We start from the raw sequence: 26,002 nt of genomic DNA on the forward strand, positions 1-26,002 counted from the left end.
CGATCGCGGCCTGAAAATAGTCATCTCCATTGTCCGAAATCCTCGCGGCAGATCAGTAGCTCCAGCGCGACGGCACGCGGCAGGGCTGTGGTCAATCTGAAGACACCGCCCGCTCCGGCGATGAGACCCCGCTTCACTTCGGGAAGTCCGAAGGTCGAATTCTCCGCGGCTACTACAAGATCACCGGCCAATGCGAGTTCCGTCCCACCGCCCAGGGCGCTGCCGTTCACTGCGGAGATCACCGGCTTCGCGATATGGTGTTTGACGATTCCGGCGAAACCCCAGTGCGCGGTCTCGGGTGGAGTCACCCCCGCGGGCCCCGATGTGCCGAGAGCTTTCAAATCTGCGCCGGCGCAGAAGATTTTGTCGCCTGCGCCCGTCAACACCACAACTCGAATGTTGTCGGTCTCCTGTGCAAGCTCCCACGCCGCGCCCAAACCGCGGTGCACATCGGCGTTGATGCTGTTGGCTGCCTCCGGCCGGTCGATGGTGACGACGAGGGTGTGTCCCCGCACTTCGGTGAGTACTATTTCGGACACGTCGATCCTCGTTCCTTGGGGCCGTGAGACCCCACAACACTAATTCAGACAGTCACTGTCTGCAATGGTTCGGCCGGTCACCCGATCGTTCAACGGCTAACTCAACGCTCGCAAAACGGTGTCGACGACCACTGTCGAGTGGTCAACGGCAGCAGTGGTTCTCGATCCTGAGTGCGCCTGCGAGAAGAGCGCGCGCGCCAACACCGCTCCCGTCACGAGTTCGAGCAGTAACGTCGTCGACGTGCCCTCGGGCAGCTCTCCTCGCGCGACAGCCCGGCGGACGATGCGTCGAGCGGTGACGAGACGGCTCTGGTTGAGAGTGTCGGTGAGATGGGACAACAGGTCCGGATTCACCCTCGCGTCGAGAGCAACCCGTAGCGAGACCAAGCCGGAGAGCTCCCCGTAGCCGACGGCCAATTGTTCCGCGAGCTCGACGAGGTCCCCACGGACCGATCCGGTGTCGATAGGCGTCGACAGCGGCGACCGAGCTTCGAGCGCCTGGACCAGAAGTTCTTCCTTGTCGGCCCAGCGGCGGTAGAGCGCGGCGCGGCCGACCTTGGCCTGCCGCGCGACTGCGTCGAATGTGAATCCGCGCCAACTGGTTTCCCAGTACACCTCGAGCACAGCGGTGTACACGCGGTCCTCCATGTCCGCGTCACGGGGCCTGCCCGGTCCGCGCGGAGAATCCTCAGACATGATTGCACCCTCTCACCGGTCTGCCGGCCGAACGCGACGGCTACATGCAGAATTCGACGGCAAGGTTTCCCTCGTTGTCCACCAGGTCTATTCGGCGTCCGACGGCCGACTCGTTCTGCACGGACACGAGGTCGTGAAGCATCGTTGCGAATTCGTGTCCGGCTCGGCCCGCTACCCGGGCACCATCGTCGGTGGCAGCCACGACAAAAGATTGCTCCGGCAGGCCGCTTCGGTCGTACGTGACCGTAGCCGTCTCGATGGCCGCCCGTCCCGAGTAGCCGTGCACGACGCGTGCCGGCGTACCCGACACAGTCACCTGCTCCGGGTCGCCGATGTATCCGTCGCGGTGAGCACTCGTGGACAGCAGCACCACGTGCTGGTACGTCAGATAGCCGCCATTTGCATGCACCAGTGCGACGCCGGAATTCTTGCGCAGCAGTCGCGTCAATTCCGCAATGGCATGGAGCGAATAGCTGCTCAACGGCCCACCGAAGAACGAATGTCCGCCCAGAACAGTGGGAGTCGCCCCCTCTGCCAGGCCAAGCTCGTCGGCCAACAGCGCCGGCACGATCGGAAAGCAGCTGTACGCATCGATGAATGCCAGGTCCTCGCTGGCCACCTCGGCCCTCGACAGTGCCCGCCGCACAGCCGCACGAAGAGCTGGTGCGTCGTCGAACACCGGGCGCGCCAACACATCCGGATTGTCGACTGCACCCGCACCACCCCACAGGTACACGATTCGGCCCTCTGCCACACCGGCCTCTCGGGCGGTCGCCAACGAACAGACCATGACCGCAGCTGCTTGATCGACGAAGGGCATGGCGTTCATCGACAGCGGATAGCAATCGGACACAGACCGATTCGATGAACTGACGGTGCCGATATCTTCCGGCGTGCGTGCAACAGGGCTCCAGGCAACGGGATGTTCGGCCGCAATTGCCGAGAAGCGGGAGTACATGTCGGCCGATTCGCGCAGCCCCTGGTCTGGGTTCAGGCTACGGCTGTGGGCACGAGCGTTCTCGAAGAGCGGGTAGATCTGTAACGGTGCCAGGATTCCTGCTCGCTGCATTTCGACGCTGCCGAGGTCCTCGGGCGAGAACGACGGAGGGCCTCCCGGTGCGGTGGTCCAACCTAATTCACCGGGGTCCGCACCCGCTTTCGTCAGGGTTCGGACGGAGGCCTGCGCCTCGCCGCCCACCACCAGTGCTGCAGTAGTGCGTCCTTCGGCGATATCTCGACCGACCTGGTCGAGTAGGCGCGCGGGGTGATGTCCACCGATCGTGCTCGAGGAGCTGCAGGTGAGGGTGACGCCCAACCTCTCGGCGACCAGAGCCGGAAGATCGGCGTAGTTCCAGCTGGTTGTGCGAACCGCATGGATCGCATCGAGCTGCGCGCTCAGACCCGGTGCTCCTGTGTCCTCGATCGCTGCATCCACAGCGCGCAGGATGAGATCGAGCGGTTCGATGGCGCTCTGCGCAGTGCCGTCGCCTGTGAACTTCAGGTCACCCACACCCACGATGACCGGGACTCGTTCCGCATTGATGGACATACGCCCAGCATATACAGACAGAGAATGTCCGCAATGATGCGCAATTCACTCGGCATCGACGACGTCTGCGCGACTGTGACTGTGTCGACACTGTAGGCATCTGTGACGACCTCCGATTCCCGGTTACAGCTGTGTCATTGCGATCGAACCCCCTCGAGCCACGTCGGAGAACGAGCATGATTCCTCAGACCCTCTGGTCCAGTCGTTGCCAGATCCGCGTGAACAACAACCCGATCGCCATGGACAACGTCGAGATGACAACGGCGGACGTCACGCGCGTGGCGGCCGCCGATTCCGCCACGATGAGCAACGACGTGATGAAGGCAAGCAGGCCAAGAAGTGCAAACGCTCTGTCCTGCCAGTGAATCCAGCGGCGAGACCACTTCGAGTCCCCTTTCTCACCCTCGTTACGGGTATCGAGAAACAGCGTGATGAGCAACAGCGGAACGATCTGCATCGTCGTCTCGTAGAGCAGCATGTCGGCTCCCTGTGTCGGTAGTGCGAGGATGAAGCGCCGGCGCTTCGTTGCGCTGCACGACATTCCAAACCGTGCCCCTGGGACATGGTCAAGACCACTGCCGATCCGGCTCCGCTACAGACCCTGTCAGGACTACCGACATGTGATGTCCTCGGACGGCATGGTGCCGTCGACCAGATAATCGGCGACAATGTCCTGAGCGCACGCGTTCTTTCCCAGGACGAAAACACCATGTCCGCTGCCGTCGACGGTCAGCAGGGTGGAACGCTCACCGAACTTCTCGTCGAGCAACCGACCCCCGGCCAGTGGAGTGACCGGGTCTCGCCGATTCTGCGCAATGAGGATGTTCGCGGGCCCCTCGCCGTCGATCTGCACCGGCCGCTCGGACGGCGCGGACTTCCAGAAGGCGCACGGCATGATGTTCGCGGCGGCTGCGCCGAACAGTGGATGCGTTGTGCGATCGTCTTCGACTGCCTGCCTGTATGTCGCAACGTCTTTCGTCCATTCGACGTCGTTGCATGTCACCGCCAGAAACACCGACCAATTGTTGTCCATTGCGGGTGCCTCGTTCCCCACGACGGAGTCCACTGAAGGATCCCCGCCCACGTGGGTGGAGAAGTACTGCCAACTTTCGGCGGCCGCCTCGTACGATAGCGAGTTGTACAGCGTTGCAAAGGTGGACAGGCGGAACAGGCGGCCGTTGATTCCGTCCACTGGAGCCCCGTCGAGTTTCTCGGCGATCCTGAAGTAGGTGTCGCGAACATCCTCTGCCGTTGCACCCAAGCCGTACTGATCATTCTCGGCTGCAACCCATTCGGCGAAGTCCGGAAACGCCCCCTCCATCCCTTGCGCATACCTGCGCAGTCCGTCTCGGTCGAGGTGTGTGTCACCTATGTTGCTGTCCAACACGATTCGATCGGACGTGTCTGAAAACATCGAGGCATACGCAGCGCCGAGTGCGGTCCCGTACGAAAAGCCGAGAAAGCTTGCTCGTTCTTCACCGAGTGCCGACCGAATGCGATCGAGATCGCGTGCCATGTTCGCAGTGGTCACGTGACGCAGCGTTTCGTCCCTGTCGTTGGCGGCGCAGCGTTCGGCGACCTCTTTCGACGTCGTCGCCTGTTCAGTGAACGCGGCCTCGTCGACTGCATAGGGAGGAACTGCACCGTAGTACTCGAGGTCCTCGCTGAAGCCGCAACTGACAGGCGCGGAGTGCCCGACACCGCGGGTGTCCATTCCGATCAGGTCGTAGCTGTCGAGGACGCTCTTCGGCATCCCCAACGACTCGAGGAACTTCGGTTGGTCCAAACCGGTCCCGCCCGGACCACCTGGATTGAGGAGCAGCACACCTCGTCGTTCGTCGGGGTTCTCGGATGGCAGTCGCGAGATCGTGATATCGATCCGGGTACCGTCCGGATTTTCGTAATCGAGCGGCACCGGCACTGTGGCGCATTGCAATCGACTTGGGCCCTCCTCCGGATTCTCGACGCCGTCGGGACATGCGGACCAGCGCAGGGTGGATTCGGGTTGCGATGCCGTGTTCGACGGCGTCGAACTCTGGGTACAACCGGCCACGAGCAGGCCCGTCACCGCAATCGCGATGGTCGTTGGACCGAATAGTTTGTAGCTCAATGCTTTCCCTCCGTGGATGGTGTCAGTTTCCGGCGCCGTCGAGAAGCCAGTGGTAACGAAGCCGCAAACTGCGCTCGATGCTCCCGACGGCGGCACCGACTCCCAGGGCGATGTTGAGCCACACCGGAAGATCGACCGGGGAGGTGAAACTATCGACGGACTCGGCAATCGGCGGAATCTGCGAAATCGGTGCCAACAGTTGAAGTGCAAGCAGAACGAGGCCGATGAGCAGCATGAAGACCGACACGAATCCGATCACTCGACTTGCAGTCGGATGCTGGCCGTCGAGACGCGCGCGACGGCCCTCCGCGGACGCCGGGTCAGGACGCAGCGGCAGCTCGCGTCCGTCATCGGTCACGAAGTGGCACCGTTTCATACCGACGCCGCTCATCGCTACTTCGATCGAGCCGCCCTCGATGGCGAAAGCGGCGGGGATCTTCGATGTCGCAACCTGCGTTCCGTCGCAGTAGAGACCAGCTTTCACCCCACCTGAACTCTGGTTCTGCCAGTGTCTGACATCGACGGCATAGTCGATCGTGTGCCGGTTTTCCGGATCGGCCGCGCGCAGGTGAAACAGCGCACGTCCCGGCAGTTGCCACCATTTGAATCCCTGTAGAGCACGACCATCACCCGGCTCGACCCTTTTTGCGGCGCGTTTCTGTTGCAGCTTTCGGAGCACGACCATCCTCACCTTCGCTCGAGAACGACTAGCACGCTGTACTGTCGATGTCGGTGACAACACGCTAGCACGGCGTGCTAGCACAGTGTGCTGGAATGACGGAAAGGGCGCTGCATGGACGACCAGGATCAAGGTCGGCTGGACTCACGCGCAAAGATTCTCATTGCCGCGTGCACCATGATCAGCGAGGATCCGGCATCGACTTTGAGCGTGCGGTCCGTTGCATCTCGCGCCGGCGTGAGCATGGGTTCACTACGCCACCACTTCCCCACTCAGCGCGCGTTGCGCGCCGCTGTCCTCGACACGATCTACAACGTCGTCGAATACGAGGACGACATCATCAACGACAAGTCGATCCCTGCTCGCGACAGGCTCGTTCGATGCTTACGGCAGCCTCTGTCCATGGGAGTCGGCGACGAGGCACGGCGGGCCTGGACCAAGTTCTTCGATGCGTTCATCGCTCCCGAACCCACCGACGATATCCGCGCTGCGTATTCATCCTTCGTCAACGAGGGGCAACGCCGAATGGAACGCTGGCTCAACGTCCTCGCCGAGGAAGGGGCTCTCATGACTGACGACGTCGAAGGATATGCCAGGTTTCTGAACACGGTGCTGAACGGACTGTCACTGGAACGCGCAGCACCGATCGACGGTCCGATCGTTCAGCGAGAAACTGCAACCCTGTATGCCGCGGTCGATGCCATATTGCAGAAGCCGAGCTGACACGGTCGTCGACTGCGGATCCGGCTCTTGCCGCGTCTTCGTTTGCACACCTGCCGGACGGGTAATCGTTGACAGGTCGAGAATATGGCCTTTCACAGCGATCGCACCGCCTGACGCGTGCGAGTCCCGCGATTCCCAGCGAGTCACGGCCGGCGTGCTGTCACAACGAATACATTTCGAGGAGGGCCAGATGTCTCACCGCGAGGTATCGGCGTCCAACGCCACCCTGTCCAGCGCTGCACGATCCGACACGGCAGTACAGGTTCGCGAACTTGCAAGCCACCGAATTCGGTATGTGGACCGAGGCCACGGGCCCGTTCTGGTCTTGGTGCACGGCCTGATGGGGAGCCTGCACGATTGGGACCCCCACATCGAAGGCCTGTCCAACGACTTCCGCGTCATCGCTGTGGATCTGCCCGGGCACGGGGAGTCCGACAAAGTCCCTGGTGATTACTCGCTGAGCGCACACGCAGCGACCATCCGAGACCTTCTGGATTCCCTCGGGATCGAGTCCGTCACCATGGTCGGTCACTCGTACGGGGGCGGCGTTGCGATGCAGATGCTGTACCTGTTCCCCCAGATGGTCGACGGAATCTGCCTGATCGCCAGTGGCGGATTCGGTCAGGAGGTGAACCCGGTGTTACGCGCAGCGGCGGTGCCGGGAAGTGGCCTTGCCATCCCCGTCGCCGCGTCCATGGTCAGTAGGGCAGTCGTCGGTGGTGCCCTCGGTGTGTTGAAGCGACTGAGGCTGTTTCGACTCGGCCCGGGCGATCGTCGAGCGTGGGGAAACTTCGCCTCGATGGCGGATCCCGCGACCAGACGCGCTTTCCTTTCCACTGCACGGTCGGTCATCGACTTCCGCGGCCAAACTGTGAGTGCAACAAGACTTCTGGCGAATTTCACCGACGTGCGTGCATTGTTGATCTGGGGCGAACGCGACGCGATCATTCCGATCTCGCATGCCCATGCGGTTCGCGAACACATGCCAGACGGGACCACCCTCGAAGTAGTACCCGGGGCCGGTCACTTCCCGCACCTGGACGAGCCAAGGCGATTCGACTCGGTGATTCGCGACTTCATGTCGACATTCACCGCGCCGAGCACTTCGCGCCGATCGTTTACTGCGTGACCAACGAGCCCCGCGTGCGGCCCGGACTGCACTGGTGACTCCCGGGCCGCACTCTTCGAGCTCGGTGTTCAGGTCTTGTCTGGGTCCAGTGCATCCTTGATCTTGCCCATGACACCCTTTTCGGTGCCGAACGCAGCAGATGCCGGGTCGCCCTTGGCTCCGTCATAGGTTGCGTACAGCTTTGGATCAGGAGCAGGTGCGGAAGCTTTGCCTCCCAGCGGTTGTGGATCTTCCAAGAAGCCCATCTGCCGCTTCCCGTCAGGAGCCAGCCGGTTTGCCCACCCGCCTGTCGCCGAGAACTCACCGTCCGAAAGATGCCAAAGGTCGGTCGCATGTTCCGATGCTTCTTCGTCCAGAAGCGCATTCGGGGCGACGACGTCCTCGAGACCGTCAGCTTGCAATTCTTCGATCGCCGCCAGCCACAGGTTCTGATGGTGAGTGTCACGGGCAAGATTGAACTGCAACATCGCCTTCACGCCCGGATCATCGGTCATGTTGTACAAACGAGCTGTCTGCAACCGGCCCTGCGCCTCGGCGGCCACATTGGCACGGAAATCGGCGAGCAGATTACCGCTGGCGACGATGTAGCGACCGTTCCACGGGTAGCCGTTGGAGTCGGCTGGTAGCGCTCCTCCCCCGGATACGATTGCTTGCTGTGGATCCATCCCACCCATGACGGCCGCGACGACGGGATCTGCGGCCGCATTCTTGGTCGATTCCGTGGCCGGGGCACCTTCGAGCAGTCGAGCCACCATCGTGGCAAGCATTTCGACATGGCCCATCTCCTCGGTGGCGATGTCCATGATCAAATCCTTGTATTTGCCTTCCATGCGACAGTTCCAGCCCTGGAACAGGTACTGCATGGTCACCGTCATCTCGCCGAACGCACCGCCGATCAGCTCTTGAAGTTTGTGCGCATACACCGGATCCGGCTTTTCCGGCTTGGCGTCGAACTGCAGGTAGTCGGTATGACGAAACATGTAGTCTCCACTTCGATTCGTGGTTCCAGCAAGGACTACATTCGGCTACCCGGCCGATATCGGCACAAACACATTGCGCGAAAAAGTTTGAAAGCGAAAGGCATTGCGTATCAAGCGCTTCTGCACAGACTGCGCCGCGCGAGGCACTACAGGTAAGTGCCCTGCAGGGCATCCACGGCGACGGTCCGCGTACCTGGCCGCGTCATTCCCGCATGTCGCTCGTCGACCCACTCGATGTGCACATGTTCACCGAGTATTCGCATCTCGCGATCGTCGACCGACGTCGGCGGTACGACAGAGAGGCGAAAACCTGTGCACGACAATCGACGTGCTACATCGACGATCAGATTTGCGGCGGCACTCCCGATCTCCGACACCTCACCGAGATCGACGGTCAACGGACGGTCGGAAGCGGCCACAGCGACGAGGCAGTCCGCCAAAAGTCGGGAATTCCCTGGAACCGTGAGTGCTCCCCGCACTGAGACCACGATAGATCCGTTGTCTGGCCGATCGACCGACAGGGAGAAAGAAGCAGCTTCGGACGTCATCGACATCCACCTCCACGAGCGAGAGACTCCAGGCCCGCGAAGCGTGGACACCGCAGTCGATTCTGCGGGCGTAGTCTCCACCCAAACTCATTGAACCATACCTCGACTCGCGCCTCGACGCGACTGTCCCTTCGCGCCCACCATCTCCAACGGGTAGCTCCGGACTCCGGTGATCCGAGCCTTCGGGTGCCGTATATTATCGGTTCGTTCGGTCGAGTCGGGGCCGGGAGTTCCACGAGCGCCTGCCTGCTGATGATGCGGAGGCCCGACCGAAACGAGCCCTCCACATGATCGACCGCTCTGTCGAAGACGGCAACTGCCGACTCCGATCGTCGCGCGACACCACCGTCCCGGTATTCGGTCGGGTCGCCGACTGCACGCACGCTCTGCGCCGCGTCAGAGACAAAATCTTGTCGGGTAAGGACGTCGACGCCGTCCTTCAGGCAGTGTGCGCAGAGGTGGCCGCGGTGCTTCCCGGTTCCAACCTGGTCGGAATCACCATCGTCGACGATGCCGGTCGCCCCCGTACCGTGGCCTCCACAGATGCAACTGTGAACGTCGTCGATTCCGATCAGTACCGCACCGGCGAGGGTCCCTGCCTCGAAGCGGCGCGCAGCAGAAGTGTGGTTCGTGCGAGCGTCGACGAGGCCGAGAGTCGGTGGCCCCGATTTTCGGCTGCAGTAGCGGATCTGGGAATCGACGGCTATCTGGCCGCACCCCTGGCTCTCGACGGGGGGCGTTTCGGATCACTCAATGTCTACGGAGTCGGAGCAGACAATTTCACGACTATCAACAAGGACTTTGTGGAACTGCTCGCCACTTCGATCGAGACAGTAGTGGCACTGTTGCAACGCATTCGCTAAGCCGAAGAAGAGGTCACCGGTCTTCGCACTGCAATGAAGACCCGCGGTGAAATCGACCAAGCCAAGGGGATAATCATGGCGTTGCGCGGAATACCGGGCGACGCAGCATTCGCCCTCCTGTCCGAACAGTCACAGAACAGGAACATCAAAGTCAGCGATATCGCTGCGTCGATGATCGATTCGATTGCGCAACAGTCCGGTACCGGGCTCACGCAGCGTCTCGGAGATCGATCCGAACCTTCCCGCTTCGAGGATTGACGGACGCGACAGCCGTTGTCCTTCCCTCGTCTCGAGGTATCATTCTCACCAGCGCGGTGTAGCCCTTGCCCGCAGTCGACGGCGTACCTCCCGCGTCTACTACCTTCCCGGCCCGGCGGTAATAACCGTGAAACGCGAGAGCACATCTTTCGACGACACAGTCACATCTCAGGGTTAGGACGGCCGGACCGCCATGAATGAACACGAACTACTCGGACTCGAAGTCACCAGCACAGAACACGGTGACGCCATTGTTCTCTGCGTGAAGGGTGAGGTCGATCTGGCGACGGCCTCCGATCTGGCCCACCACATCGAACGCGCCATGAGATCCTCACCCACAGCGATGATCGTCGACTTGTCCGGAGTATCTTTCCTCGCGTCGGTCGGTATGAGCGTTCTCATTGCCGCACGTCGAAAAGCATGCTGCACAACCCCATTGGTAGTTGTCGCGGCAGGACCGACCGGACGCCTGATGCACCTGGTGGGACTCGACGCCGCGATTCCGATCTTCACCGATGTCGAGTCGGCTCTGGAGTCGACCCGTGCGTCGGAGCCGACGGAGCTCCCTGTGTCCGCTGACCAGGCCGACCCGTCTTCGACGTGCTCGGAATGCTCGTCGGGCGATTCGACGGAAAGCGCGTTCTCGGCCTGACGCCGGAGGGTGGCAGATCGCCTACGAGCCGTCGTCGACAGCGGTCCGCCACCACCGGTCGTCAGGTCCCACCGGTGTGGTGCGCTTGTGGCGGGTCTTGTAGAACCATCTCTCGATTGTTCGCGCGGATTCGTCATCGACCGGTTCGCTCTGCAGATACGCGTCTATCTGTGCGTAGGTCACCCCGAGGGCCTGCTCGTCGGGAAGCGCAGGTCGGTCGTCCTCGAGATCGGCAGTCGGCACCTTGCTCCACGTCGACTCCGGAGCATTCAGATAACGTAAGAGCTGTGCCCCTTGACTTTTGGTGAGACCGCTCAATGGAGTGACGTCGGCACCGCCGTCTCCGTACTTGGTGAAGAATCCGGTCACCGCTTCGGCAGCGTGGTCGGTCCCGATCACCAGTAGATTGTTCTGGCCGGCTATCGCATACTGCGCGATCATGCGCTGCCTGGCCTTGACGTTCCCGCGTACGAAGTCATCGATGCGTTCGACACCGAGCGCGGACGCCACCGAGCGCGCCGACGCATCGACCGCGTCTCGAATGTCGACTGTGACGGTCCGATCGGGCTCGATGAAGTCCAGCGCAATGGTCGCATCGGCTTCGTCGGCTTGAGTGCCGTAGGGCAACCGCACCGCGACGAACGACGCACAACTTCCCAACAGGGTGGCTTCGTTGGTAGCCATCTGGGCGAGTTTTCCTGCGAGTGTGCTGTCCTGGCCGCCACTGATCCCCAGAACAAATCCCTGTGCGCCGCTGACCTTCAGATAGTCGGTGAGAAAGTCGACTCGTTGTCGAATTTCTTGGGCGGGATCTATCGCCGGTTTCACTCTCAGCTCGTGCTGAATCCTCTGGCGTTCAATAAATTCGGTGCTCATGGAAGTTACTCCGATCGTATCGAGTAGCAACGCCGTAGGGCGGTGAGCCCATTACTGGTGGGCACGTCGTCTGACATGACGCAGAAGCGTGTCGAGGGAGAACGCCAGCGTTCGTGCCAGGATTTCCTCGGGTTCGCCGTCGAAATGCTTGCACTCGGCGCTCACCTCACCACGGTCGAACACGGCGGCCCACACGGTTCCCGGTGGTTGGTTTTCTTGCGCGTCCGGGCCCGCTTCTCCGGTCACGGCAATGGTCAGTTCCGCACCGATCAATGACGCGGTGGATCTGGCCATCGCGACCGCTGCTCGTTCACTGACCACGGGGCCGTCTGGAACTTCGAGCAGCGTGTGCTTGACGCTTTCGTGGTACGCAACGATTCCGCCGCGGTACCAGTTACCCGAGGACGGAGCCTTGCCGAGCAACGCGGCAAGGTTCCCCGCAGTCAAGGATTCGGCGGTGCCGATAGGAACCTCGTAGGTTCCCGCCAGGTCAGCGATCTTCCCACAGATCGCCGAAACCTCGGCCTCGGTCGGCAGGCGTTGTTCTGGATCGACATTCATGACAATCTCCGCACTGTGCGTGCAGACGAGGACCAATGGGGGGTCCTCGCCGAGAATGATTCGCCGTATTGCTTCAGCGATTCGATATGCGGCAGCGGGACCGGAGGCTGCAGGGTTGGAACCTCCGGACCCTGACTCGACCGCGATGCCCGAGCGATCACGTTCGAGCTGACGAACGAATTCCACCGCCGAGCCCGACTAAACCCTCGACTCGAAAGATCTTTTGTCGCAGCTCGATCGATGCGTCTGCCAGGTCACGACTCGCCGATGTCGACGGACTTCCCATCTCCGGAAGCCGGGGCTCCCGGCTTCACGGCTGCGCAGACGGCCGCGGCCACCGTGTCGTAGTACTCCACCCGGAGCCAGGCCGAGCCGCTCGAGAGCTGACGTTTCAACTCGGCGGTGCAGGCAACCATCGCGCGGCATCGATGCGAGAAAAAGCGCGCGGCCGCAGCCTCCAGAACGGACACCCCGGCGGGGTGAACGTAGTCGACGTCCAGCAGGTCCACGACCAACGACCGGCCGCAGACGATTGCTTCGGCCACACACTCACCGAAAACCGATACGGCCGGTTGATCTATGTCGCCTGTAACCCGAATGACGACGGGTCCGCCCAGCGGTTCGTCGACCGACATGGCAAATGCGCTGTCCTCGAGATCGGAAGGCCCACAGAACGACGAACGCACCGATTCCGGGCCGCTATGTACCGAGCGTAGAAAAACCATCTTTGCCTCCATTGCCTGTCGGCTGGAGGGGCACGCTGTCACGAAGAACGCGGTGGGCCCAACTCGCAGCCGAGGGGTTTCTCGACCACGGGGCTACTCTTCAACCACGTACGGGCAGTCTAACCAAAAGGGTGGACTGTGAAACACACTATGCAGCAGCGAATTCGGTCGTATATCTGCGGAAATCGGTCGAAAGTCGGATCGAATCGAGCGTACAATGCTCCGATCCCCGGACCCGACCGCATAGCTGTCACGAAGGTCGGTTTACCAGCACCATCCAGGGAACGAGTTCGGCCGCACTGGTTCACCCGCGTGAGATCATCAGTTGCAGTGAACGAATCGGACTTGCAGTCCACAGCCAAGTGCAGCACGGGTTTCACAATCGCACGACAGGCAATAAGGTGAAGGGCGACGCCCGAGGCTCGAACAACATCGAGCGCGTCCACAGCACGCCGACTCCAGGATCGGGTCGGAATACTCCACGAACAGCGTTGCGCTCTGTATACGGCCGAACGGGCCCGTGCGATCGCAGTAGGGATCGAAAACCATGCACGTTGCGCTGGTCCACGAACATGTGAGCCCGATACTCGGATCGACGGGCGCGAAGTCGGAACAGCCCGCCGCTCAGCTCCACGAACTGGCGTCATCGCTGGCGCGCGCAGGTCACCAGGTCGACGTCTACACCAGGAAGCGGGAGGCGCACCTGGAGAACGAGATCCGGACTGTCGCTGGTTACCGTGTGGTGAATGTCGACGCGGGCCCCGCCAGCTGTACCGGGGAGGCCGATCCAACCAGCTACACAAGTGCATTCACCTCGGCCGTGAGAGACCACTGGTCACCACGCAAACCTGACGTAGCTCATGGACATTCCTGGGTTTCGAGTCTGGCCACCGAACTCGCGGCCGGCGCGCTCGGCATTGCGACCGTGGTGTCTTTCCACGGCCTCGCCGCCATCGAACATCCCGAGGACGACGGACGCAGCAACTCTCCGCTACCGCGCGCTTCCATGGAACGCACGATCGCGCGATCAGCAGATCGCATCATCGCGTCGTGCGAAAAGGAGGCCGACATGCTGACGCGGATGGGGGTTGCCCGGGCCAAGATAGCCATCGTTCCCACAGGTGTCGATCTCGATGACTTCGACCCGGCGGGGCCTGCGGCGGCCAGCGGGAAAGCGAAATGTCGAGTTGCCACCGCCGGTTCGGTGCCGGAAGTGGCGGCAACCATCGAGACCGTCTCCAGAATCGAAGATATCGAATTGATCGTCGTCGACGGCGACCCGCCGACGAGCGACGACGTGTCGCGTCTCCGCGAGGTAGCTGCGGCCGAGAACATGACCGATCGAATCGTATTCACCGGCCCCGTACGTCATCGACACATGTCCACAGTCCTGAGATCGGCCGATCTGTTCGTATGTCTGTCTCCGAGCGAATCGGCGGGAGTGATCACACTCGAGGCGATGGCCTGCGGCCTTCCCGTCGTTGCGTTCGATACAGGATATGCAGCAGACCTGGTTGTCGACGGGGTTACCGGCAGGTTGATCGATCCCCGAAATCGACGACTGCTCACGCGCGAGCTCGAATTACTGGTACGCAACGATTCTCGGCGGCTCGAGATGGGGATTTCCGGCACGGATCGTGCCCGATCGCGCTTCTCCTGGGATCGAATCGCGCAGGACACTGCGCGCGTTTACGAATCCGCCCTTCAAGTTGTGCCTGCGCGAAGGCAACCGATCGGTCTCTCTTGCAGCAGAACTGGGTGAGGACGCACCCTACAACCCGCGACGTCGGAACTCGTTGAGTAGTCGACGACGCGAGTTCTCCAGTGCAGCGACGTCGGCGTCCGAGCGAGCCTCGTACCGAGCCGACATCAGCCGCCTTTCGGTATCGGCAAGGGCCGCATCGAGTTCGGGTACGCTGAGGCCTCGTACATTCGCTTCGGTGATCATCACGAGGGGACTAACTCGAGATCCAGATACTACGACGCGCGACGGCAGCAATGCGAGCAGCGAGCACCGAACTCACACCGAGCGCCTCGCGCTCGGCTGCCGTACTACGCTCGAGTACCGACAGGACCGTGCGGTAGAACACTCGCCCCGGCACGCCGAACCTGGCAGAGATCTCGGACTCCGGTCCACCGCCCGAATTGACCCAACGAATGGCGTAGTCGATCAGTGCGCGGTCGTCGCACTCGACGCCATTACCGGCCAGCGGACCCAATACCGCTGCGGTTTTGTCGGAGGTCGCTGTCATGGCGCACCATCCTTCCGGCTGAACCTCAGCCAATCAGTATGTGCTGATATCGAATTCGGCCGACTGGCACGAATCGATGCGACTGGCGCGGGCTCGACCAGAGATACAGTGATGATACGCAATGTCGGGCCATGAAACTACCGGCTCGAGGCCATCGACAGAAACTTCACCGAGTGCAGCGCTCGGTCAGCTTCGTCCGGATGCCACCGACCCGATCAGTCGTCGCGCGACGTCGGTAACTTTCACATTCGTGTTCTGCGATTGTTCCGACAGAACGGCAAACGCATCTTCTGCGGAGATCCCTCTGGCGGCCATGATGATTCCCTTGGCCTGCTCGATGTACGCGCGGGTCTTCATTGCCTCCTGCAGCCCGTCCACTTCGGTCTGAGCTACCTCGGCGCGTCGCGAATTCCACACTGCTGCTTCGACGGCGGTGACGAACACCCTGACGACCAGTTCATCGACATCGTCGAAACCGTGATCGCCGAAACTGTAGATGTTGAGCGCGCCCAGATGCTTGTCATCGATGGAGAGCGGAGCCGAGAGGTAGCTCTCCACTCCCAGACCAGCCACTTTCGTGGCAAAGTCGGGCCAGCGCGTGGCGACCTCCCGCACACGGACCCTGACGATGGATCGAGTGCGGGCCGCCTCGAGACAGGGGCCTTCGTTTGTCCGGTATTGATCGAGATCCACGTCGAATACTCGAACGTCCGTCAGCGCAGCCGTTTCCGGATGATCCCGACCATCACGCAACAGCGTCACACCCGCCATGTCGGCCCCGGGGATGGTCTCGGTGACCTGCTCACACACACGCTGCAGAATGACGTCCACCTCGCACTGCGAGCGTAGAAGTTCTCGAAAGTGGTCCAGCGAATCAGCTGGCTCGAACTCGTCCGATTCGATTGGTCGAGCCTCGGACCGGCGGGAGTTCTGGCCGAGATCGTCGATCATCCTCATCGTCTCCTTCCCGGCGTCCACCAGCCGATCGGATAGCTCGAGTGCTCTGTGCCGGACGGTCTACGTCGGCCTACGTGCAATCGCGGTACATACGGAGGTACGAATACATACTTGCACGAGGTCCGTCCGTACGTCCACGTCGTCGTCAACGGCGGGTCCGGGCCGCTTCAGAAATACCTGTTCAGAGTGCAGATGCGCCCCGCCGGCGAAGCAGCAGTGGATGAACGATCCAGATGGCGACGAAAGACAACACCGCCACGACTCCTACGACGATCGCGGCCACCGGCCCGACGACGACATCGGTGATCAGAACGACCACACCGGTGAGCGCCACGCCGAGCAACGACAGGCCCGCCAGCGCGGCTCGGTGGGCAGTCGATACCAAGTCCAGGAGTGCGCGCCGCCGAAACAGCAGCCGGTGCACAGCGACCGGAGATGTCACCAGAATCGTGGCAATCACCGACGCAAGCATCGCGACCATATAGATCGCCTTGTCGTACGTGGGAAGTCCTGAAAATTTGTCCTGGAACGGGAGAATCAGCAGAAACCCGGTCAGCAACTGAAGACCGGTTTGGACGACTCGAAGTTCCTGAAGCAGACTTGTCCAATTCCGGTCGAGCGATTGCGTCGGACTCTCCCCGCGATGAAGAGAATTGAACTCTTCGTTACGCGCCACACTGTCCGGAGTACTTGCGGGAGATTCGGCTCCCCCGTTCATCTCGCCTCCTGGTAAGGGTTCGACCTGCACCCGATAGCACGATGCTCGACGGTCGTGCCCGTCGAATCGTTGCTTCCGGGTACCCGGACCGCGCGAAAACAATCATCGCGGTCGACATAGCTGCTCCTCAGCGGACAAGACTCCCCTGTGCCGCATCATATGTCGAGTTGCCCGATCTTCCTCGTCGCAGTTCACGAACGCAGAGTCGATCGAAGAACAGAGAACGACCGTCCTCGCCCGTTGATTGTGAGCGGCCCCGCCCTCTGACTGTTCAACTGACGAGGCCTGACCTGGCCGAGGCACCCGGGCGGCGACAACCAAGCTGCAATTCGGATGCCCGGTTGGATTCCGGCCAAACATTGTTTCTCGTTCGTCTGCCCGTCCTGCTTCCTCGCATGGTCGAGGTTGGACAAACCGAACTCCGAAAAACTAAAGTCGGTTGCTTACCCGGTCCAGACTGCGGCCCGCTCGAACACGCGTGGCGAATGCCTGCGAGAGTCGGTGTGCAGCATCTGCATACGGCTCGTCCCACCGAAACAGGTGATGCGATGACGAACACTTTCGAAAGCCCCAATTCCGTTGAGTCGGCCGCCGCAAAGACGGACCTGAACGCGTTTCGCACGCTGGTGCTGTCTCCTCAACAGCAGCCATTCACCAGCCTGCTGCAACACCTCTGTATCCAGATTGTGGAACAGATACAGGTCGCGGATATGGCCGGTGTGGTGTTGGTCGATCCCGATGCCCTCGAACCCACGACAGCGGCGTGTACCGACCCGAAAGTCATCGACGTCGACCTCGACCAGTACCGCGCCGGCCATGGCCCCTACTTCGAGGCGGTGCAGCGCAGGACGGCCGTCCGCGCCCGAGGAACGGACACCGATGCAATTCGTCGGTGGCCCACCTTCATCGCCCGCAGCACTGCCATGGGAATCGGAAGCTACCTGTCGGCACCGTTGTCGATCGACGATCGACACGTCGGTGCGCTCAACGTCTACAGCCACAGCCAGGATGGATTCGATGATTTCGACGAAAAATTCGTCACTGTGTTCGTCACGGCCGCCGAGAGCGCCATCTGGAACGCGCGTCGGGTCGCCCAGGCCCACACCCAGCTCGACGAGCTGCAGCAAGGAATTCAGTCCCGTGGGGTCATCGAGCAGGCCAAGGGAATGATCATGGCTGATCGCGGAATCTCCGCGGATGCGGCTTTCGCGGTTCTGGTCGAGCAATCGCAGCGTCAGAACGTCAAGCTCGCGGTGGTGGCCCAGGCACTGACCGAATCGGCGCACACTACGGAACGGGCCCGCTCACGACTCGTTCCACGGCGTGGTGAATCGCAATGGGGCGACGAAGTAACGGGCCGACCACCATGGCGGTCCTGAGCGCACAGTCTGGATTCCTACCGCTCGCCCACGCACGGTGGGTTTCACATACCGAATTGGGATCTGTTTCTGCGGAAACAGTTCTGATCGATGCGGTGGCAAGCTTCGACCCGGGCGGGTCTCAGCGTTCACAGAGCAGTGCCACCGGCGTCGATGTCTCGATCTGTTTCCGCGACAGAGTATTTGGGCAGGACTCGACGCATGATGGAACGTGCAGCAGCGACGACGGTCAACCGGTCGTGCGTCAGTAGGAACGCAAACCGACGGTCGTGATCGAGAACGTCGTCGCCGAGATCGCGGGCGATGAGGGCTGCGCAGTAGTGGGATCCGACGATAGTGATGGTCCACTCGCCTACGAAACGCTCATCGGGGTGAAGTTCCGCACCACGCACACCTGCTGCGGGTTCGGTATCCATCCCGACTCCCAAGGCCGCCACGAACGGGTTGACGGCGGCAAGCCTCGCATAGCGGTCGGCCACCGACGGTGTGAACCATGCCGAGTCTTGAAATGCAGCCTGAATGGTGAGCGGATCGGGCATGTGGCGCGCGTGATCTTCGAGTTGCCGGGTCAACGCCAGTAGCAACGATTTACTACCCACCTGCGCCGATGAAGTCGTCAGGAGGTCCGACGGAACCGAGGGCACCGCTGTGTCCGCTCGCGCGTGCGCACCCGATTTGACGGACAGGATGGGTCGGGCGGAGATGGCACCCGAGTGTTGCCGGTTTCCGAGGGTCGGAAGTGGCGCGGGACGGCCGAGCATCCAGCCTTGTCCGAAAGTGGCTCCGAGCGCGGTCGCACGGTCGAGGTGGGCGTCTGTTTCGATGCCTTCCGCAACTATCCGCGCCCCACTCGACTCCACGTACGCAGCGACGGCGAGGACGACGGCAGCCTGCTGCGGCGATGGATCCGACTGCGAGAGAGTGTAATCGAGCTTGATGATGTCCGGGGCGACAAACTCCAGCAGAGCGAGCGAGTCGGGATGCGATCCGACATCGTCCAGGGCAATCAGACAACCGCTCTTTCGTGCACGCCGCACCGTTTCGAGTAGCTCGGCAGGGTTGGCCAACAGTGAGCGCTCGGTCAGCTCGACTACGACATTCAACCGGGTCGCCGCCCTACCGATGATCTCGCGTGCGTACGCGGGAACGATGCGCGAGGAGAGCGGCTCGATATTGATGAACAGCGAAACATCCGATGACATACCGGCATCGAGTGCGCCGGTCATCGCAGCGCACCGGCAAGCCCAATCGACCTCGTCGATCACTCCGCATTCGGCGGCACTCGAAAACAGAGCACCGGGGTCGACCGACGGATGGCCGGGCCACCGTGCGAGGGCTTCGTAGCCGACTACCTTGCCACTGCCGAGTTCGACGATCGGTTGGTAGTGCGGACGAACGGACCGAGGATCCGCGAGGATGCTGCGAACGGCGCTGGAAGTCAAGGTTTCCTCGTGCTCCTCTTCATCATGGTCGGGCCGGTCGGTGACCAGGAATCGCGTCTGCGGGCGTAGGTGGAGCAACTGTGGTCCGGGAGGCACGGCGCTGGCGGTACAGGTCCCTGTCTGCATTTTCGATCACATCGGCGACTGTGTCCCTCTCGCGCGCGAACGCGATGCCACATGTGATCGCTATGTCATCGCTTTCTCGAAGTCTGGCTTCGATTGCATCGGTGGTGTCGTCGATGTCGAGAGCAGTCGGACCGAGCACGGAGAAGATGAACTCGTCGCCCCCGTACCGCAACAGGGTGTCGTCGCAGTCCAAATGATCGTCGATGACCTCGGCGACCAGTTGGAGTATGCGATCACCGGCCGGATGTCCGTCGGTGTCGTTGATGGTCTTGAGGCCGTCCACATCGACAAAACAAACGACCATGGCGGTACCCGAGTCGCGGGCGATACCGAGGCTGCGTTCGAGTTGACCGATCCCCGCGTCCCGGCGGTACGCAGAGGTCAGGTCATCGGTGGCCGAAGTACGGCGATCATGCGCTGCTGCGATCCGATCCTCGCGCGACGCGGACCTGTCCGCGCCGGCCCGGGCACGGTCACCGGCCGCGGTGAGCCGATGCGCTCGGCCCCGCCCGTGGCACTGATCGTGTGATCGGTCGTCACAATCCAAGCTCAGGGCCACCGCATCACGGGCATCAGCAGCACGGTCGGCTCGATCTGCTACGGCGTCGCGAGCCGCTGCCGCGACGTCACGATCGTCACCGGCATCCGGCACGGGCCGAACGCACGGGGGCGAATGGCTGCACATCCGAGGCACAAGCAACTCCTGACAATTCGAAACCTCGCACGCAGTGAACGACTGTCGCGGAAGTAGGCGCGCACGGGCCCCCGAGCCGGTTACTGAAGCCTACGGCGAGAAACTACGCCGCGCTGACCGACAGCCCAGTTCAGGGTCGAAGCCGTCGGGCCGAATCGGTCCCGTGCTATGTACGGACACCGACCTCGCCGACAAGATCCAGACCGGCGAGAGATACCCCCTCGATGGCACGTGGGCGCGAGATGCAGTGCATCGGTGCCGTCGCCCCTGCGAGCATCGCGAGGGTATGTTTTGGTGTGTGAGCTCGCCGTGTCGCGTGAGACGAACGGGCATCGAGTCGCTGCATCAGGACGCGAAGAGGGAGGCGGCATGGCCGAGGAACATTCCACACGGCCGCTTTTTCGCAATGGCGCCGGCAGCGCCGCACTGATCCTGGGCATCATCGCTCTGGTCTGCGCGTTCGTACCCTTCATCGGGGATTTCGTCGCTATCCCCACAGGTGTCGCCGCGGTGGTGTGCGGGTGGGTCGGCGTCGGCCGGGACGAACAGGGCCACGCGACCAATGGCCGCGAGGCCATGATCGGCGCAGCTCTCGGCGGCGCGGCCATGTTCGTGGTGTTCGTTGCGTATGCGGCCACCGTTGTGTGAGCGATGAGCAGTAATACGAAAATCTCATTCATCGATTGCTGTGCAATACCTCTCGCACGATTGCGCAGAATCGGCATCTCCGGCTCCGCCGAACTCGAAGTTATGGGTGAATAACAACCGAATTTCGTCCATAACTTCGAGTTCGCGGCTCCGGTCCGACTATTCCCTTCGCCTCAATACGACCAGAGCCGCACCTGCCACCAGAACCGACACCACAGAGATGCCCGTCGACATCCACACCCATGTGCTCGGCGAGAACGTGGGCTCGAGATCGACCAGCGGAGAGTAAGCGGTCCAACCGAATTCGGCGACGACGGGAACCGATACCACGATGGGCGTCGTCACCGACATCACCGCAACAGGGGCGGTTGTCGGCAACAACGACGCATACGCCACGCCCACCCCGAGCGGCAGAACCACGAGGGTCGCAACGATATTGACGGTGTCCAAGGGTGGGCCGGTGAACACTCCCGTAGCTGCGACGACGGCCAGTACTACGAACCCCACCATCGGAGACGGCCGACGATGGCCGACCACCCCGCCCAGCACCAACCTCGCGACGAACACCAAAGCTGTCCCCCACGTCAGGGATCCCACTGTCGGGGCCGATAGGAAGGCAAGTGCCGCAAGCAGGATCGCTCCTGTCACCGCGGGCAGCACAAACGCCGCACTGACAAGTAGCGGTATGACCGCGAGACCCAAGAACCACCGGTTCTGCATTGCACCGCCAGGACCGAGCGAGTTCACCGACCGTTCGAACAGCCAGTACAAGACCAGCCCCACGAGAGGAATGACGATCCCCACCGCGAGCACTCGCCCGCGCGATTGGACCGGCGATAATTCGTCGAACACTTTCGCCCACGACGACACCGCCAGCAGCACCGCGAAGACGACCAGGGCGATCAACACTGGTGTCTGCGGTGCCTGCGCGAGAGTGGAACCGGCGTAGTCCACATACCGGCTGGGGACATTCTGCAACACACTCGATGCCGCCACACCGGCGATAGCACCGAACAGCAACGCGCACTGCAGGATTCGAGTGAGGCCAGTCACCGCCGCGGCACCACCCAGGATCAAGCCGGCTGCGATCGCCCGAAACTGCAGTTCCGCAAGAATCGGCACCGACAGTAGAACCGACAGGGCCGCGACGCCAACGGCCGCCACAATGAGAGCTGACTGCTTCCGCGTCGCGAATACCGCGGTGACGACGGCAACGATCGCGCCGAGTGACCAGGCGGACGCGCTACTGTAGAGCAGAATATCGAGCCTGTCGCCGCCAGCAACGAACGCAAAATTACGCGGTACCGGCGTCGTCAAAGCCAGGACCGCCGCGAACGCACCGACGAGAACGGTGACGGGTGGAAGTAGTCGTCGTGCAGCGGTATTCATCGCGTCACCCGAGCGATGACCGCTGGCATCGACACCCACAGGTTTCTCACGCGTCCACCCTGTCACATTGTGACCGTTCTCAGCGTGTGTAACGGAGCGCTGGGCGATGGCGACCTACCGAGCATCGCCGCCGAAGGTTGCGTTCGCAGTGTCCGAACACTCGCTCAGCACCGCAGCGGACCACTGCGTGCAGTCGTTCGAAGGCGGACTGTTGAACTCCATCGGCCTGGCACACTTCCCCGACGGCGCACCGCATATCGGTGAGCCCCAGCACGAGGGCGACATCGGGTACGAAGAGTTCGACGGCGACTGGTACCAGTTCGAGCAACTGTTCTGATGATTCAGTTGCCCTGGCCCGCAGAGAGGCCGGGGGTCATTGCGATGTCGGTCAGCTGTGAACCGTGCGCGGATCGGATGGACATGACCGGTATCTTGACGCGGTGAGCAGACTTGGTCCTCAGCGTGCCGGGATGTGGGCCGATGCGCTCACGATCGTGTCCATCGTCGCCATCGGGGTGTGCGTAGCAGCGCTCGTCGAGCGAGGCGCACCGCCAGAGCAGCCCGAGAACCGCGCCGAGTCAGTAGCCACGACCACCACACGCTCCGTCACCCCCGGCCCTTCCGAACCCGTCGACACCACCTACCGAACGCCCGAGGTGATATTCCCGACGGCTATCTCCGGGTGCGACGTCGTCCAACCTCCGGACGGGAAGTCATCGGTGTGGGGACGGATCACCACCAGCGAGGATGCATACGACAACCCTCAGGCCTCGTGGTACTCGGGACCCAGGTCGGTGATGATGACCGACGCTGTGGCCGAAGCCCTTCCGGATGGTGTCGAGGTTCTGTTCGCAAGCCTGCGCGAGTCATTGGTGTTTCAGCCGATCCCCCAAACCTCCAGCGAACCAGGCCAGCCTCAGGAACCCGGTTGGGCGACGGCATCGGCCGAGCTCGGACGCGGCAACACACTCGGCCTGCTGGCAGTATCCGTGGCGCAGGACGACACGGGTGTGCCACCGTGCAGGGCCGGATCAGTGCAGGAACGCACGACATCGGCGGACGGCACCGTGGTCGACACCAACGTATCGTGGTCCGAATTCGGCGGTACGAGAACCAATTACCGCACGGTCACCGCCTACGCACCCGACGGCACGCACATCACCGCAACCGCATCGGACGCTGAGGGATTTCAGTCGACCAACACCGGAGACCGCGACATCGTTCTCACCATCGATGAGCTGAAAGCTCTTGTGACACTACCGGAGCTGCGGATATCGGCACCTGTCCCCGCCGACACACCCGAACCTCGCGAAGGATGCGACGACTCCTTCGGCCTCTTCTCCGGCGACACAGCGATCGACGCGGAACTCGCCACCAACTTGAACACCGCGTTGGAGCGCGTCGATGCAGGTGAGCGGTTCGATCCCGGATTGAACACGCTCAGGCTCGCCGACTTCGAGACCGGTGTGGTGTGTACGCACGTCGATGCCGTCGGCACCGGTGCCGACCTGTCCATATCCATACGAGGCGGACAGGAACTCCCCGTCATGCCGGACATTTACGACCCCGCCTACCAGAATCGGCCGACCGACTTCGAGACGCTCGACGGCGGTGCGGTGCTGCGGATCGAAGAGGCACCCTACTCGTACTCGCCTGCACTGCCCGAGGGACCGAACGGCGGGATGCGCCGTACCGTGACCGTCACCTACCCGTCGGGAACCGAGGTCGAAGTCCGATCGCACGCCGAGCGTCCGGACGAACCACTGAGCGCAAACACATTGCGCACCATTGCCACCGCCGACGGATTGGATGTGCTGTGAACCCGTACCGACGGCTTGCCGTCACCGCTGCGGTGGCTTTCGTAAGCGTCGGCGCGGCCGTCGCGCTGGTGGCAACGGGCCCACATGACGCCGAACCCTTTGCAGCACAGACTCCGACGTCGCCCGGCGCTGTGTGGACGCTCGACGCCGCCGACGTGCTCGGCAATCCGTTCGCCACCTTCGATGATCCCGTGGGTGGACGATTCGGCGAGGTCGAGGGCGGCGTCATAGACGCCGACGACATTCTTGTCGCCAAGGCAGGGTTGATCAATCAGGAGACGGACGAGTTCGAGCAGTCCCAACTGATCGGGTTCGATGCGGCAACCGGTCTGGTGCGGTGGAAAACACCCGCCGACGGGATCGAAAGTTGTTCGTCCCACGTACTCGACACACTGCTGCTGTGCCGGAGCACCGATCAGATCGTGACGATCGACAGTGCAACCGGAACCGCCACCCGACACGATACCGACTGGAACATATTCTCAGTCGGCACCGACGGCGAAGACCTCTACGTGGTCGAGGGCGAGAATGACGGGTACACCGTCCGGATCCATCGAGGAACGATCGACGACCCCGACGCGTCGTGGTCCCTCACCCTCGACGACACCTGGGTCGACCCGTACAACTCACGAGAAATCCTCGCGTTCGCAGGCAATGCGGGAGTGGCCCGGTTCTCCTCGGGCACAGCACTGTTCGACTCCAGATCCGGTGACATCACCGACAACATCTCGTCCCCCGACTGCGCGCGCGACCAGTTCGATCGAGGCGATCAGATCTACGTTCTTGCCGGCCGCCGATGCTCTGACCTGTTCGAGTTTCGCACCGACCTGGTCGATTCCACCGGACGAGTTGTCGCGACCACCGACGAAGAGGTCTACCAGCGCACGACGGTCGACGCAGCGAACGACCCCGACGATCCGGTTGTGTTGGGCAGCAGCGCATTCGACCCTACGACGGGGCAGAAACTGTGGACCTCGGACGACGCCGGCACCGGGGGTGACATCGCGATTGTCGGTGATGTCGTCTTGGGTGTCGGTCCACTTGCACGCAACCTGTTCACCGGGGATCCGGCGTGGGGTCCCGACGTCGAATCTCTACCTTTCATGCCTACCGCTGTGCGCGAGGGCCTGGCCTATGTAGCCGATTCTCGGGAGATCCTCGCGATCGAGCCCGAAACCGGCGCTCGCCTCGAAACAATCGCGATCGAGGATTTGCTCGGCAATACCGGTGGACGGTCCGAGAGGGTTGCACTGCTTGCCACTGGCGGCGGCGTTGTGGCAGTCAACGAGAAGCGAATGAACTTGCTTCGTTGAGCCTCGACTCAGGTCGATCTGCTTCGACCGAACCGCGATCGTTGCGACATCCGATCCGGCGCTGGGAAACCAGTCGATTTTACGAACTACGCCTCCTTGCTGCGGAACTGGACCGCGTCGAACGACGCCCGCAAGCTGTGAAAATCTTTGCCGTAGAACGATGTTTGCCCGCTCGTTGGGGCATTGGTCCCGCGGTTGATACTGAACGCAATCGCACATCGTCCACGCCACCAGGGGTTGGCCCGTGAACGGTAACGTGTACCAACGCACCGTGTTTCCTTGAGCATTCGGTACGCGGGCGGCTTGGAATGAGAGGAGTTGGCGGTGAGCTTTCCGAGCGGGACGAGGTGGGTCTTCTTCTGGTCGGGGCTGGCGT

General features: G+C 62.1%; 28 protein-coding genes and 1 pseudogene. 11 read left to right on the forward strand and 18 right to left on the reverse strand.

Annotated features, from left to right (window positions below; all coding sequences use genetic code 11):
* Positions 1–50 precede the first annotated feature (50 nt).
* From QM590_RS18485 to QM590_RS18510, 6 genes and pseudogenes are all read right to left on the reverse strand, one after another.
* Positions 51–539: pseudogene (locus QM590_RS18485) on the reverse strand (enoyl-CoA hydratase-related protein); the annotation flags it as partial.
* A 96-nt stretch (positions 540–635) separates the two neighbouring features.
* On the reverse strand, positions 636–1,235 hold the full coding sequence (locus QM590_RS18490; RefSeq protein ID WP_269595922.1) for a TetR/AcrR family transcriptional regulator: 600 nt from the start codon (positions 1,233–1,235) through the stop codon (positions 636–638).
* 40 nt (positions 1,236–1,275) lie between these two features.
* Positions 1,276–2,784 carry a TLP1 C-terminal extension domain-containing protein gene (locus QM590_RS18495; protein ID WP_269595923.1) on the reverse strand — a complete coding sequence of 503 codons (1,509 nt, stop codon included), beginning with the start codon at positions 2,782–2,784 and terminating at the stop codon, positions 1,276–1,278.
* A gap of 184 nt (positions 2,785–2,968) precedes the next feature.
* A complete protein-coding gene (locus QM590_RS18500; protein WP_068046646.1) occupies positions 2,969–3,262 on the reverse strand; it encodes a hypothetical protein in 294 nt (97 codons plus the stop codon).
* A 132-nt stretch (positions 3,263–3,394) separates the two neighbouring features.
* Entirely contained in the window at positions 3,395–4,894 is a 1,500-nt protein-coding gene (locus tag QM590_RS18505) for an alpha/beta hydrolase (protein ID WP_269595924.1), read from the reverse strand.
* A 22-nt stretch (positions 4,895–4,916) separates the two neighbouring features.
* On the reverse strand, positions 4,917–5,705 hold the full coding sequence (locus tag QM590_RS18510; protein WP_269595925.1) for a hypothetical protein: 789 nt from the start codon (positions 5,703–5,705) through the stop codon (positions 4,917–4,919).
* Here QM590_RS18510 and QM590_RS18515 point away from each other — a divergent pair.
* Both QM590_RS18515 and QM590_RS18520 read left to right on the forward strand, forming a co-directional pair.
* The gene (locus QM590_RS18515; protein ID WP_269595926.1) at positions 5,688–6,296 is read left to right on the forward strand and encodes a TetR/AcrR family transcriptional regulator; all 609 of its coding nucleotides are present in this window, start codon (positions 5,688–5,690) and stop codon (positions 6,294–6,296) included. The two genes, QM590_RS18510 and QM590_RS18515, sit on opposite strands and share 18 nt — an antisense overlap.
* Before the next feature lie 190 nt (positions 6,297–6,486).
* On the forward strand, positions 6,487–7,425 hold the full coding sequence (locus tag QM590_RS18520; RefSeq protein ID WP_269595927.1) for an alpha/beta fold hydrolase: 939 nt from the start codon (positions 6,487–6,489) through the stop codon (positions 7,423–7,425).
* A 68-nt stretch (positions 7,426–7,493) separates the two neighbouring features.
* Here QM590_RS18520 and QM590_RS18525 read toward each other — a convergent pair whose 3' ends face one another.
* Together QM590_RS18525 and QM590_RS18530 are read right to left on the reverse strand one after the other, a co-directional pair.
* Entirely contained in the window at positions 7,494–8,405 is a 912-nt protein-coding gene (locus tag QM590_RS18525; protein ID WP_269595928.1) for a manganese catalase, read from the reverse strand.
* A 146-nt stretch (positions 8,406–8,551) separates the two neighbouring features.
* The gene (locus QM590_RS18530; RefSeq protein WP_332112699.1) at positions 8,552–8,959 is read right to left on the reverse strand and encodes an STAS domain-containing protein; all 408 of its coding nucleotides are present in this window, start codon (positions 8,957–8,959) and stop codon (positions 8,552–8,554) included.
* Positions 8,960–9,240: 281 nt separating this feature from the next.
* Between QM590_RS18530 and QM590_RS18535 the strand changes: the two genes are divergently transcribed.
* The 3 genes from QM590_RS18535 to QM590_RS18545 all read left to right on the forward strand — a co-directional run bounded on the left by QM590_RS18535 (position 9,241) and on the right by QM590_RS18545 (position 10,726).
* A complete protein-coding gene (locus QM590_RS18535; RefSeq protein ID WP_269595930.1) occupies positions 9,241–9,816 on the forward strand; it encodes a GAF domain-containing protein in 576 nt (191 codons plus the stop codon).
* 33 nt (positions 9,817–9,849) lie between these two features.
* Positions 9,850–10,074: an ANTAR domain-containing protein gene (locus tag QM590_RS18540; protein WP_269595931.1), complete on the forward strand. Its 225-nt coding sequence runs from the start codon at positions 9,850–9,852 to the stop codon at positions 10,072–10,074.
* Between the two features lie 193 nt (positions 10,075–10,267).
* Positions 10,268–10,726 carry an STAS domain-containing protein gene (locus QM590_RS18545; protein ID WP_269595932.1) on the forward strand — a complete coding sequence of 153 codons (459 nt, stop codon included), beginning with the start codon at positions 10,268–10,270 and terminating at the stop codon, positions 10,724–10,726.
* Between the two features lie 21 nt (positions 10,727–10,747).
* Here QM590_RS18545 and nadE read toward each other — a convergent pair whose 3' ends face one another.
* The 3 genes from nadE to QM590_RS18560 form a co-directional block, all read right to left on the reverse strand.
* Entirely contained in the window at positions 10,748–11,602 is an 855-nt protein-coding gene (nadE, locus tag QM590_RS18550) for an NAD(+) synthase (protein WP_269595933.1), read from the reverse strand.
* Between the two features lie 51 nt (positions 11,603–11,653).
* On the reverse strand, positions 11,654–12,163 hold the full coding sequence (locus QM590_RS18555; protein WP_269595934.1) for a CinA family protein: 510 nt from the start codon (positions 12,161–12,163) through the stop codon (positions 11,654–11,656).
* Positions 12,164–12,417: 254 nt separating this feature from the next.
* Positions 12,418–12,888 carry an STAS domain-containing protein gene (locus tag QM590_RS18560; protein WP_269595935.1) on the reverse strand — a complete coding sequence of 157 codons (471 nt, stop codon included), beginning with the start codon at positions 12,886–12,888 and terminating at the stop codon, positions 12,418–12,420.
* Between the two features lie 547 nt (positions 12,889–13,435).
* Between QM590_RS18560 and QM590_RS18565 the strand changes: the two genes are divergently transcribed.
* Positions 13,436–14,650, forward strand: a complete 1,215-nt coding sequence (locus QM590_RS18565; RefSeq protein ID WP_269595936.1) for a glycosyltransferase — start codon at positions 13,436–13,438, stop codon at positions 14,648–14,650.
* A 9-nt stretch (positions 14,651–14,659) separates the two neighbouring features.
* Here the strand turns inward: QM590_RS18565 and QM590_RS18570 are convergent, their stop codons facing one another.
* The 4 genes from QM590_RS18570 to QM590_RS18585 all read right to left on the reverse strand — a co-directional run bounded on the left by QM590_RS18570 (position 14,660) and on the right by QM590_RS18585 (position 16,815).
* Positions 14,660–14,836, reverse strand: a complete 177-nt coding sequence (locus QM590_RS18570; RefSeq protein ID WP_269595937.1) for a hypothetical protein — start codon at positions 14,834–14,836, stop codon at positions 14,660–14,662.
* Between the two features lie 10 nt (positions 14,837–14,846).
* Positions 14,847–15,140 carry a hypothetical protein gene (locus QM590_RS18575; RefSeq protein WP_269595938.1) on the reverse strand — a complete coding sequence of 98 codons (294 nt, stop codon included), beginning with the start codon at positions 15,138–15,140 and terminating at the stop codon, positions 14,847–14,849.
* A gap of 186 nt (positions 15,141–15,326) precedes the next feature.
* Positions 15,327–16,091 (reverse strand): ANTAR domain-containing response regulator, encoded by a 765-nt coding sequence (locus tag QM590_RS18580; protein WP_269595939.1) that lies wholly within the window; start codon positions 16,089–16,091, stop codon positions 15,327–15,329.
* 187 nt (positions 16,092–16,278) lie between these two features.
* Positions 16,279–16,815, reverse strand: coding sequence for a DUF6328 family protein (locus QM590_RS18585; protein WP_269595940.1), 537 nt, complete (start codon positions 16,813–16,815; stop codon positions 16,279–16,281).
* 548 nt (positions 16,816–17,363) lie between these two features.
* Here QM590_RS18585 and QM590_RS18590 point away from each other — a divergent pair.
* Positions 17,364–18,194: a GAF and ANTAR domain-containing protein gene (locus QM590_RS18590; RefSeq protein WP_269595941.1), complete on the forward strand. Its 831-nt coding sequence runs from the start codon at positions 17,364–17,366 to the stop codon at positions 18,192–18,194.
* Between the two features lie 128 nt (positions 18,195–18,322).
* Here the strand turns inward: QM590_RS18590 and QM590_RS18595 are convergent, their stop codons facing one another.
* Together QM590_RS18595 and QM590_RS18600 are read right to left on the reverse strand one after the other, a co-directional pair.
* Positions 18,323–19,636, reverse strand: coding sequence for a sensor domain-containing phosphodiesterase (locus QM590_RS18595; protein ID WP_269595942.1), 1,314 nt, complete (start codon positions 19,634–19,636; stop codon positions 18,323–18,325).
* A 22-nt stretch (positions 19,637–19,658) separates the two neighbouring features.
* On the reverse strand, positions 19,659–20,414 hold the full coding sequence (locus tag QM590_RS18600; RefSeq protein WP_269595943.1) for a GGDEF domain-containing protein: 756 nt from the start codon (positions 20,412–20,414) through the stop codon (positions 19,659–19,661).
* Positions 20,415–20,825: 411 nt separating this feature from the next.
* Here QM590_RS18600 and QM590_RS18605 point away from each other — a divergent pair, with 411 nt between their 5' ends.
* Positions 20,826–21,104 carry a hypothetical protein gene (locus tag QM590_RS18605; protein WP_068046628.1) on the forward strand — a complete coding sequence of 93 codons (279 nt, stop codon included), beginning with the start codon at positions 20,826–20,828 and terminating at the stop codon, positions 21,102–21,104.
* Between the two features lie 159 nt (positions 21,105–21,263).
* On the opposite strand, the gene QM590_RS18610 is transcribed toward QM590_RS18605, so the two are convergent.
* Positions 21,264–22,493, reverse strand: a complete 1,230-nt coding sequence (locus tag QM590_RS18610; RefSeq protein ID WP_269595944.1) for a hypothetical protein — start codon at positions 22,491–22,493, stop codon at positions 21,264–21,266.
* A 106-nt stretch (positions 22,494–22,599) separates the two neighbouring features.
* Between QM590_RS18610 and QM590_RS18615 the strand changes: the two genes are divergently transcribed.
* From QM590_RS18615 to QM590_RS18625, 3 genes are all read left to right on the forward strand, one after another.
* On the forward strand, positions 22,600–22,830 hold the full coding sequence (locus tag QM590_RS18615; RefSeq protein WP_269595945.1) for a hypothetical protein: 231 nt from the start codon (positions 22,600–22,602) through the stop codon (positions 22,828–22,830).
* Between the two features lie 103 nt (positions 22,831–22,933).
* Positions 22,934–24,313 (forward strand): hypothetical protein, encoded by a 1,380-nt coding sequence (locus QM590_RS18620; protein ID WP_269595946.1) that lies wholly within the window; start codon positions 22,934–22,936, stop codon positions 24,311–24,313.
* Positions 24,310–25,626 (forward strand): PQQ-binding-like beta-propeller repeat protein, encoded by a 1,317-nt coding sequence (locus QM590_RS18625; protein ID WP_269595947.1) that lies wholly within the window; start codon positions 24,310–24,312, stop codon positions 25,624–25,626. The genes QM590_RS18620 and QM590_RS18625 overlap by 4 nt, the downstream gene beginning before the upstream one ends.
* The last annotated feature ends 376 nt before the right edge of the window (positions 25,627–26,002 follow it).

Source organism: Rhodococcus sp. IEGM 1372 (genome assembly GCF_030056835.1).
Classification (GTDB): domain Bacteria; phylum Actinomycetota; class Actinomycetes; order Mycobacteriales; family Mycobacteriaceae; genus Rhodococcoides.

Excerpts from the sequence above, each read along its gene's own strand:
- QM590_RS18530 (WP_332112699.1), bottom strand. The coding sequence starts at position 8,959 with ATGTCGATGACGTCCGAAGCTGCTTCTTTCTCCCTGTCGGTCGATCGG.
- QM590_RS18500 (WP_068046646.1), bottom strand. The coding sequence starts at position 3,262 with ATGCTGCTCTACGAGACGACGATGCAGATCGTTCCGCTGTTGCTCATC.
- QM590_RS18540 (WP_269595931.1), top strand. The coding sequence starts at position 9,850 with ATGAAGACCCGCGGTGAAATCGACCAAGCCAAGGGGATAATCATGGCG.
- QM590_RS18575 (WP_269595938.1), bottom strand. The coding sequence starts at position 15,140 with ATGACAGCGACCTCCGACAAAACCGCAGCGGTATTGGGTCCGCTGGCC.
- QM590_RS18570 (WP_269595937.1), bottom strand. The coding sequence starts at position 14,836 with ATGATCACCGAAGCGAATGTACGAGGCCTCAGCGTACCCGAACTCGAT.
- QM590_RS18560 (WP_269595935.1), bottom strand. The coding sequence starts at position 12,888 with ATGGTTTTTCTACGCTCGGTACATAGCGGCCCGGAATCGGTGCGTTCG.
- QM590_RS18590 (WP_269595941.1), top strand. The coding sequence starts at position 17,364 with ATGACGAACACTTTCGAAAGCCCCAATTCCGTTGAGTCGGCCGCCGCA.
- nadE (WP_269595933.1), bottom strand. The coding sequence starts at position 11,602 with ATGAGCACCGAATTTATTGAACGCCAGAGGATTCAGCACGAGCTGAGA.
- QM590_RS18605 (WP_068046628.1), top strand. The coding sequence starts at position 20,826 with ATGGCCGAGGAACATTCCACACGGCCGCTTTTTCGCAATGGCGCCGGC.
- QM590_RS18490 (WP_269595922.1), bottom strand. The coding sequence starts at position 1,235 with ATGTCTGAGGATTCTCCGCGCGGACCGGGCAGGCCCCGTGACGCGGAC.
- QM590_RS18555 (WP_269595934.1), bottom strand. The coding sequence starts at position 12,163 with ATGAATGTCGATCCAGAACAACGCCTGCCGACCGAGGCCGAGGTTTCG.
- QM590_RS18515 (WP_269595926.1), top strand. The coding sequence starts at position 5,688 with ATGGACGACCAGGATCAAGGTCGGCTGGACTCACGCGCAAAGATTCTC.
- QM590_RS18545 (WP_269595932.1), top strand. The coding sequence starts at position 10,268 with ATGAATGAACACGAACTACTCGGACTCGAAGTCACCAGCACAGAACAC.
- QM590_RS18495 (WP_269595923.1), bottom strand. The coding sequence starts at position 2,784 with ATGTCCATCAATGCGGAACGAGTCCCGGTCATCGTGGGTGTGGGTGAC.
- QM590_RS18580 (WP_269595939.1), bottom strand. The coding sequence starts at position 16,091 with ATGATCGACGATCTCGGCCAGAACTCCCGCCGGTCCGAGGCTCGACCA.
- QM590_RS18535 (WP_269595930.1), top strand. The coding sequence starts at position 9,241 with ATGATCGACCGCTCTGTCGAAGACGGCAACTGCCGACTCCGATCGTCG.
- QM590_RS18615 (WP_269595945.1), top strand. The coding sequence starts at position 22,600 with ATGGCGACCTACCGAGCATCGCCGCCGAAGGTTGCGTTCGCAGTGTCC.
- QM590_RS18520 (WP_269595927.1), top strand. The coding sequence starts at position 6,487 with ATGTCTCACCGCGAGGTATCGGCGTCCAACGCCACCCTGTCCAGCGCT.
- QM590_RS18585 (WP_269595940.1), bottom strand. The coding sequence starts at position 16,815 with ATGAACGGGGGAGCCGAATCTCCCGCAAGTACTCCGGACAGTGTGGCG.
- QM590_RS18525 (WP_269595928.1), bottom strand. The coding sequence starts at position 8,405 with ATGTTTCGTCATACCGACTACCTGCAGTTCGACGCCAAGCCGGAAAAG.
- QM590_RS18610 (WP_269595944.1), bottom strand. The coding sequence starts at position 22,493 with ATGAATACCGCTGCACGACGACTACTTCCACCCGTCACCGTTCTCGTC.
- QM590_RS18565 (WP_269595936.1), top strand. The coding sequence starts at position 13,436 with ATGCACGTTGCGCTGGTCCACGAACATGTGAGCCCGATACTCGGATCG.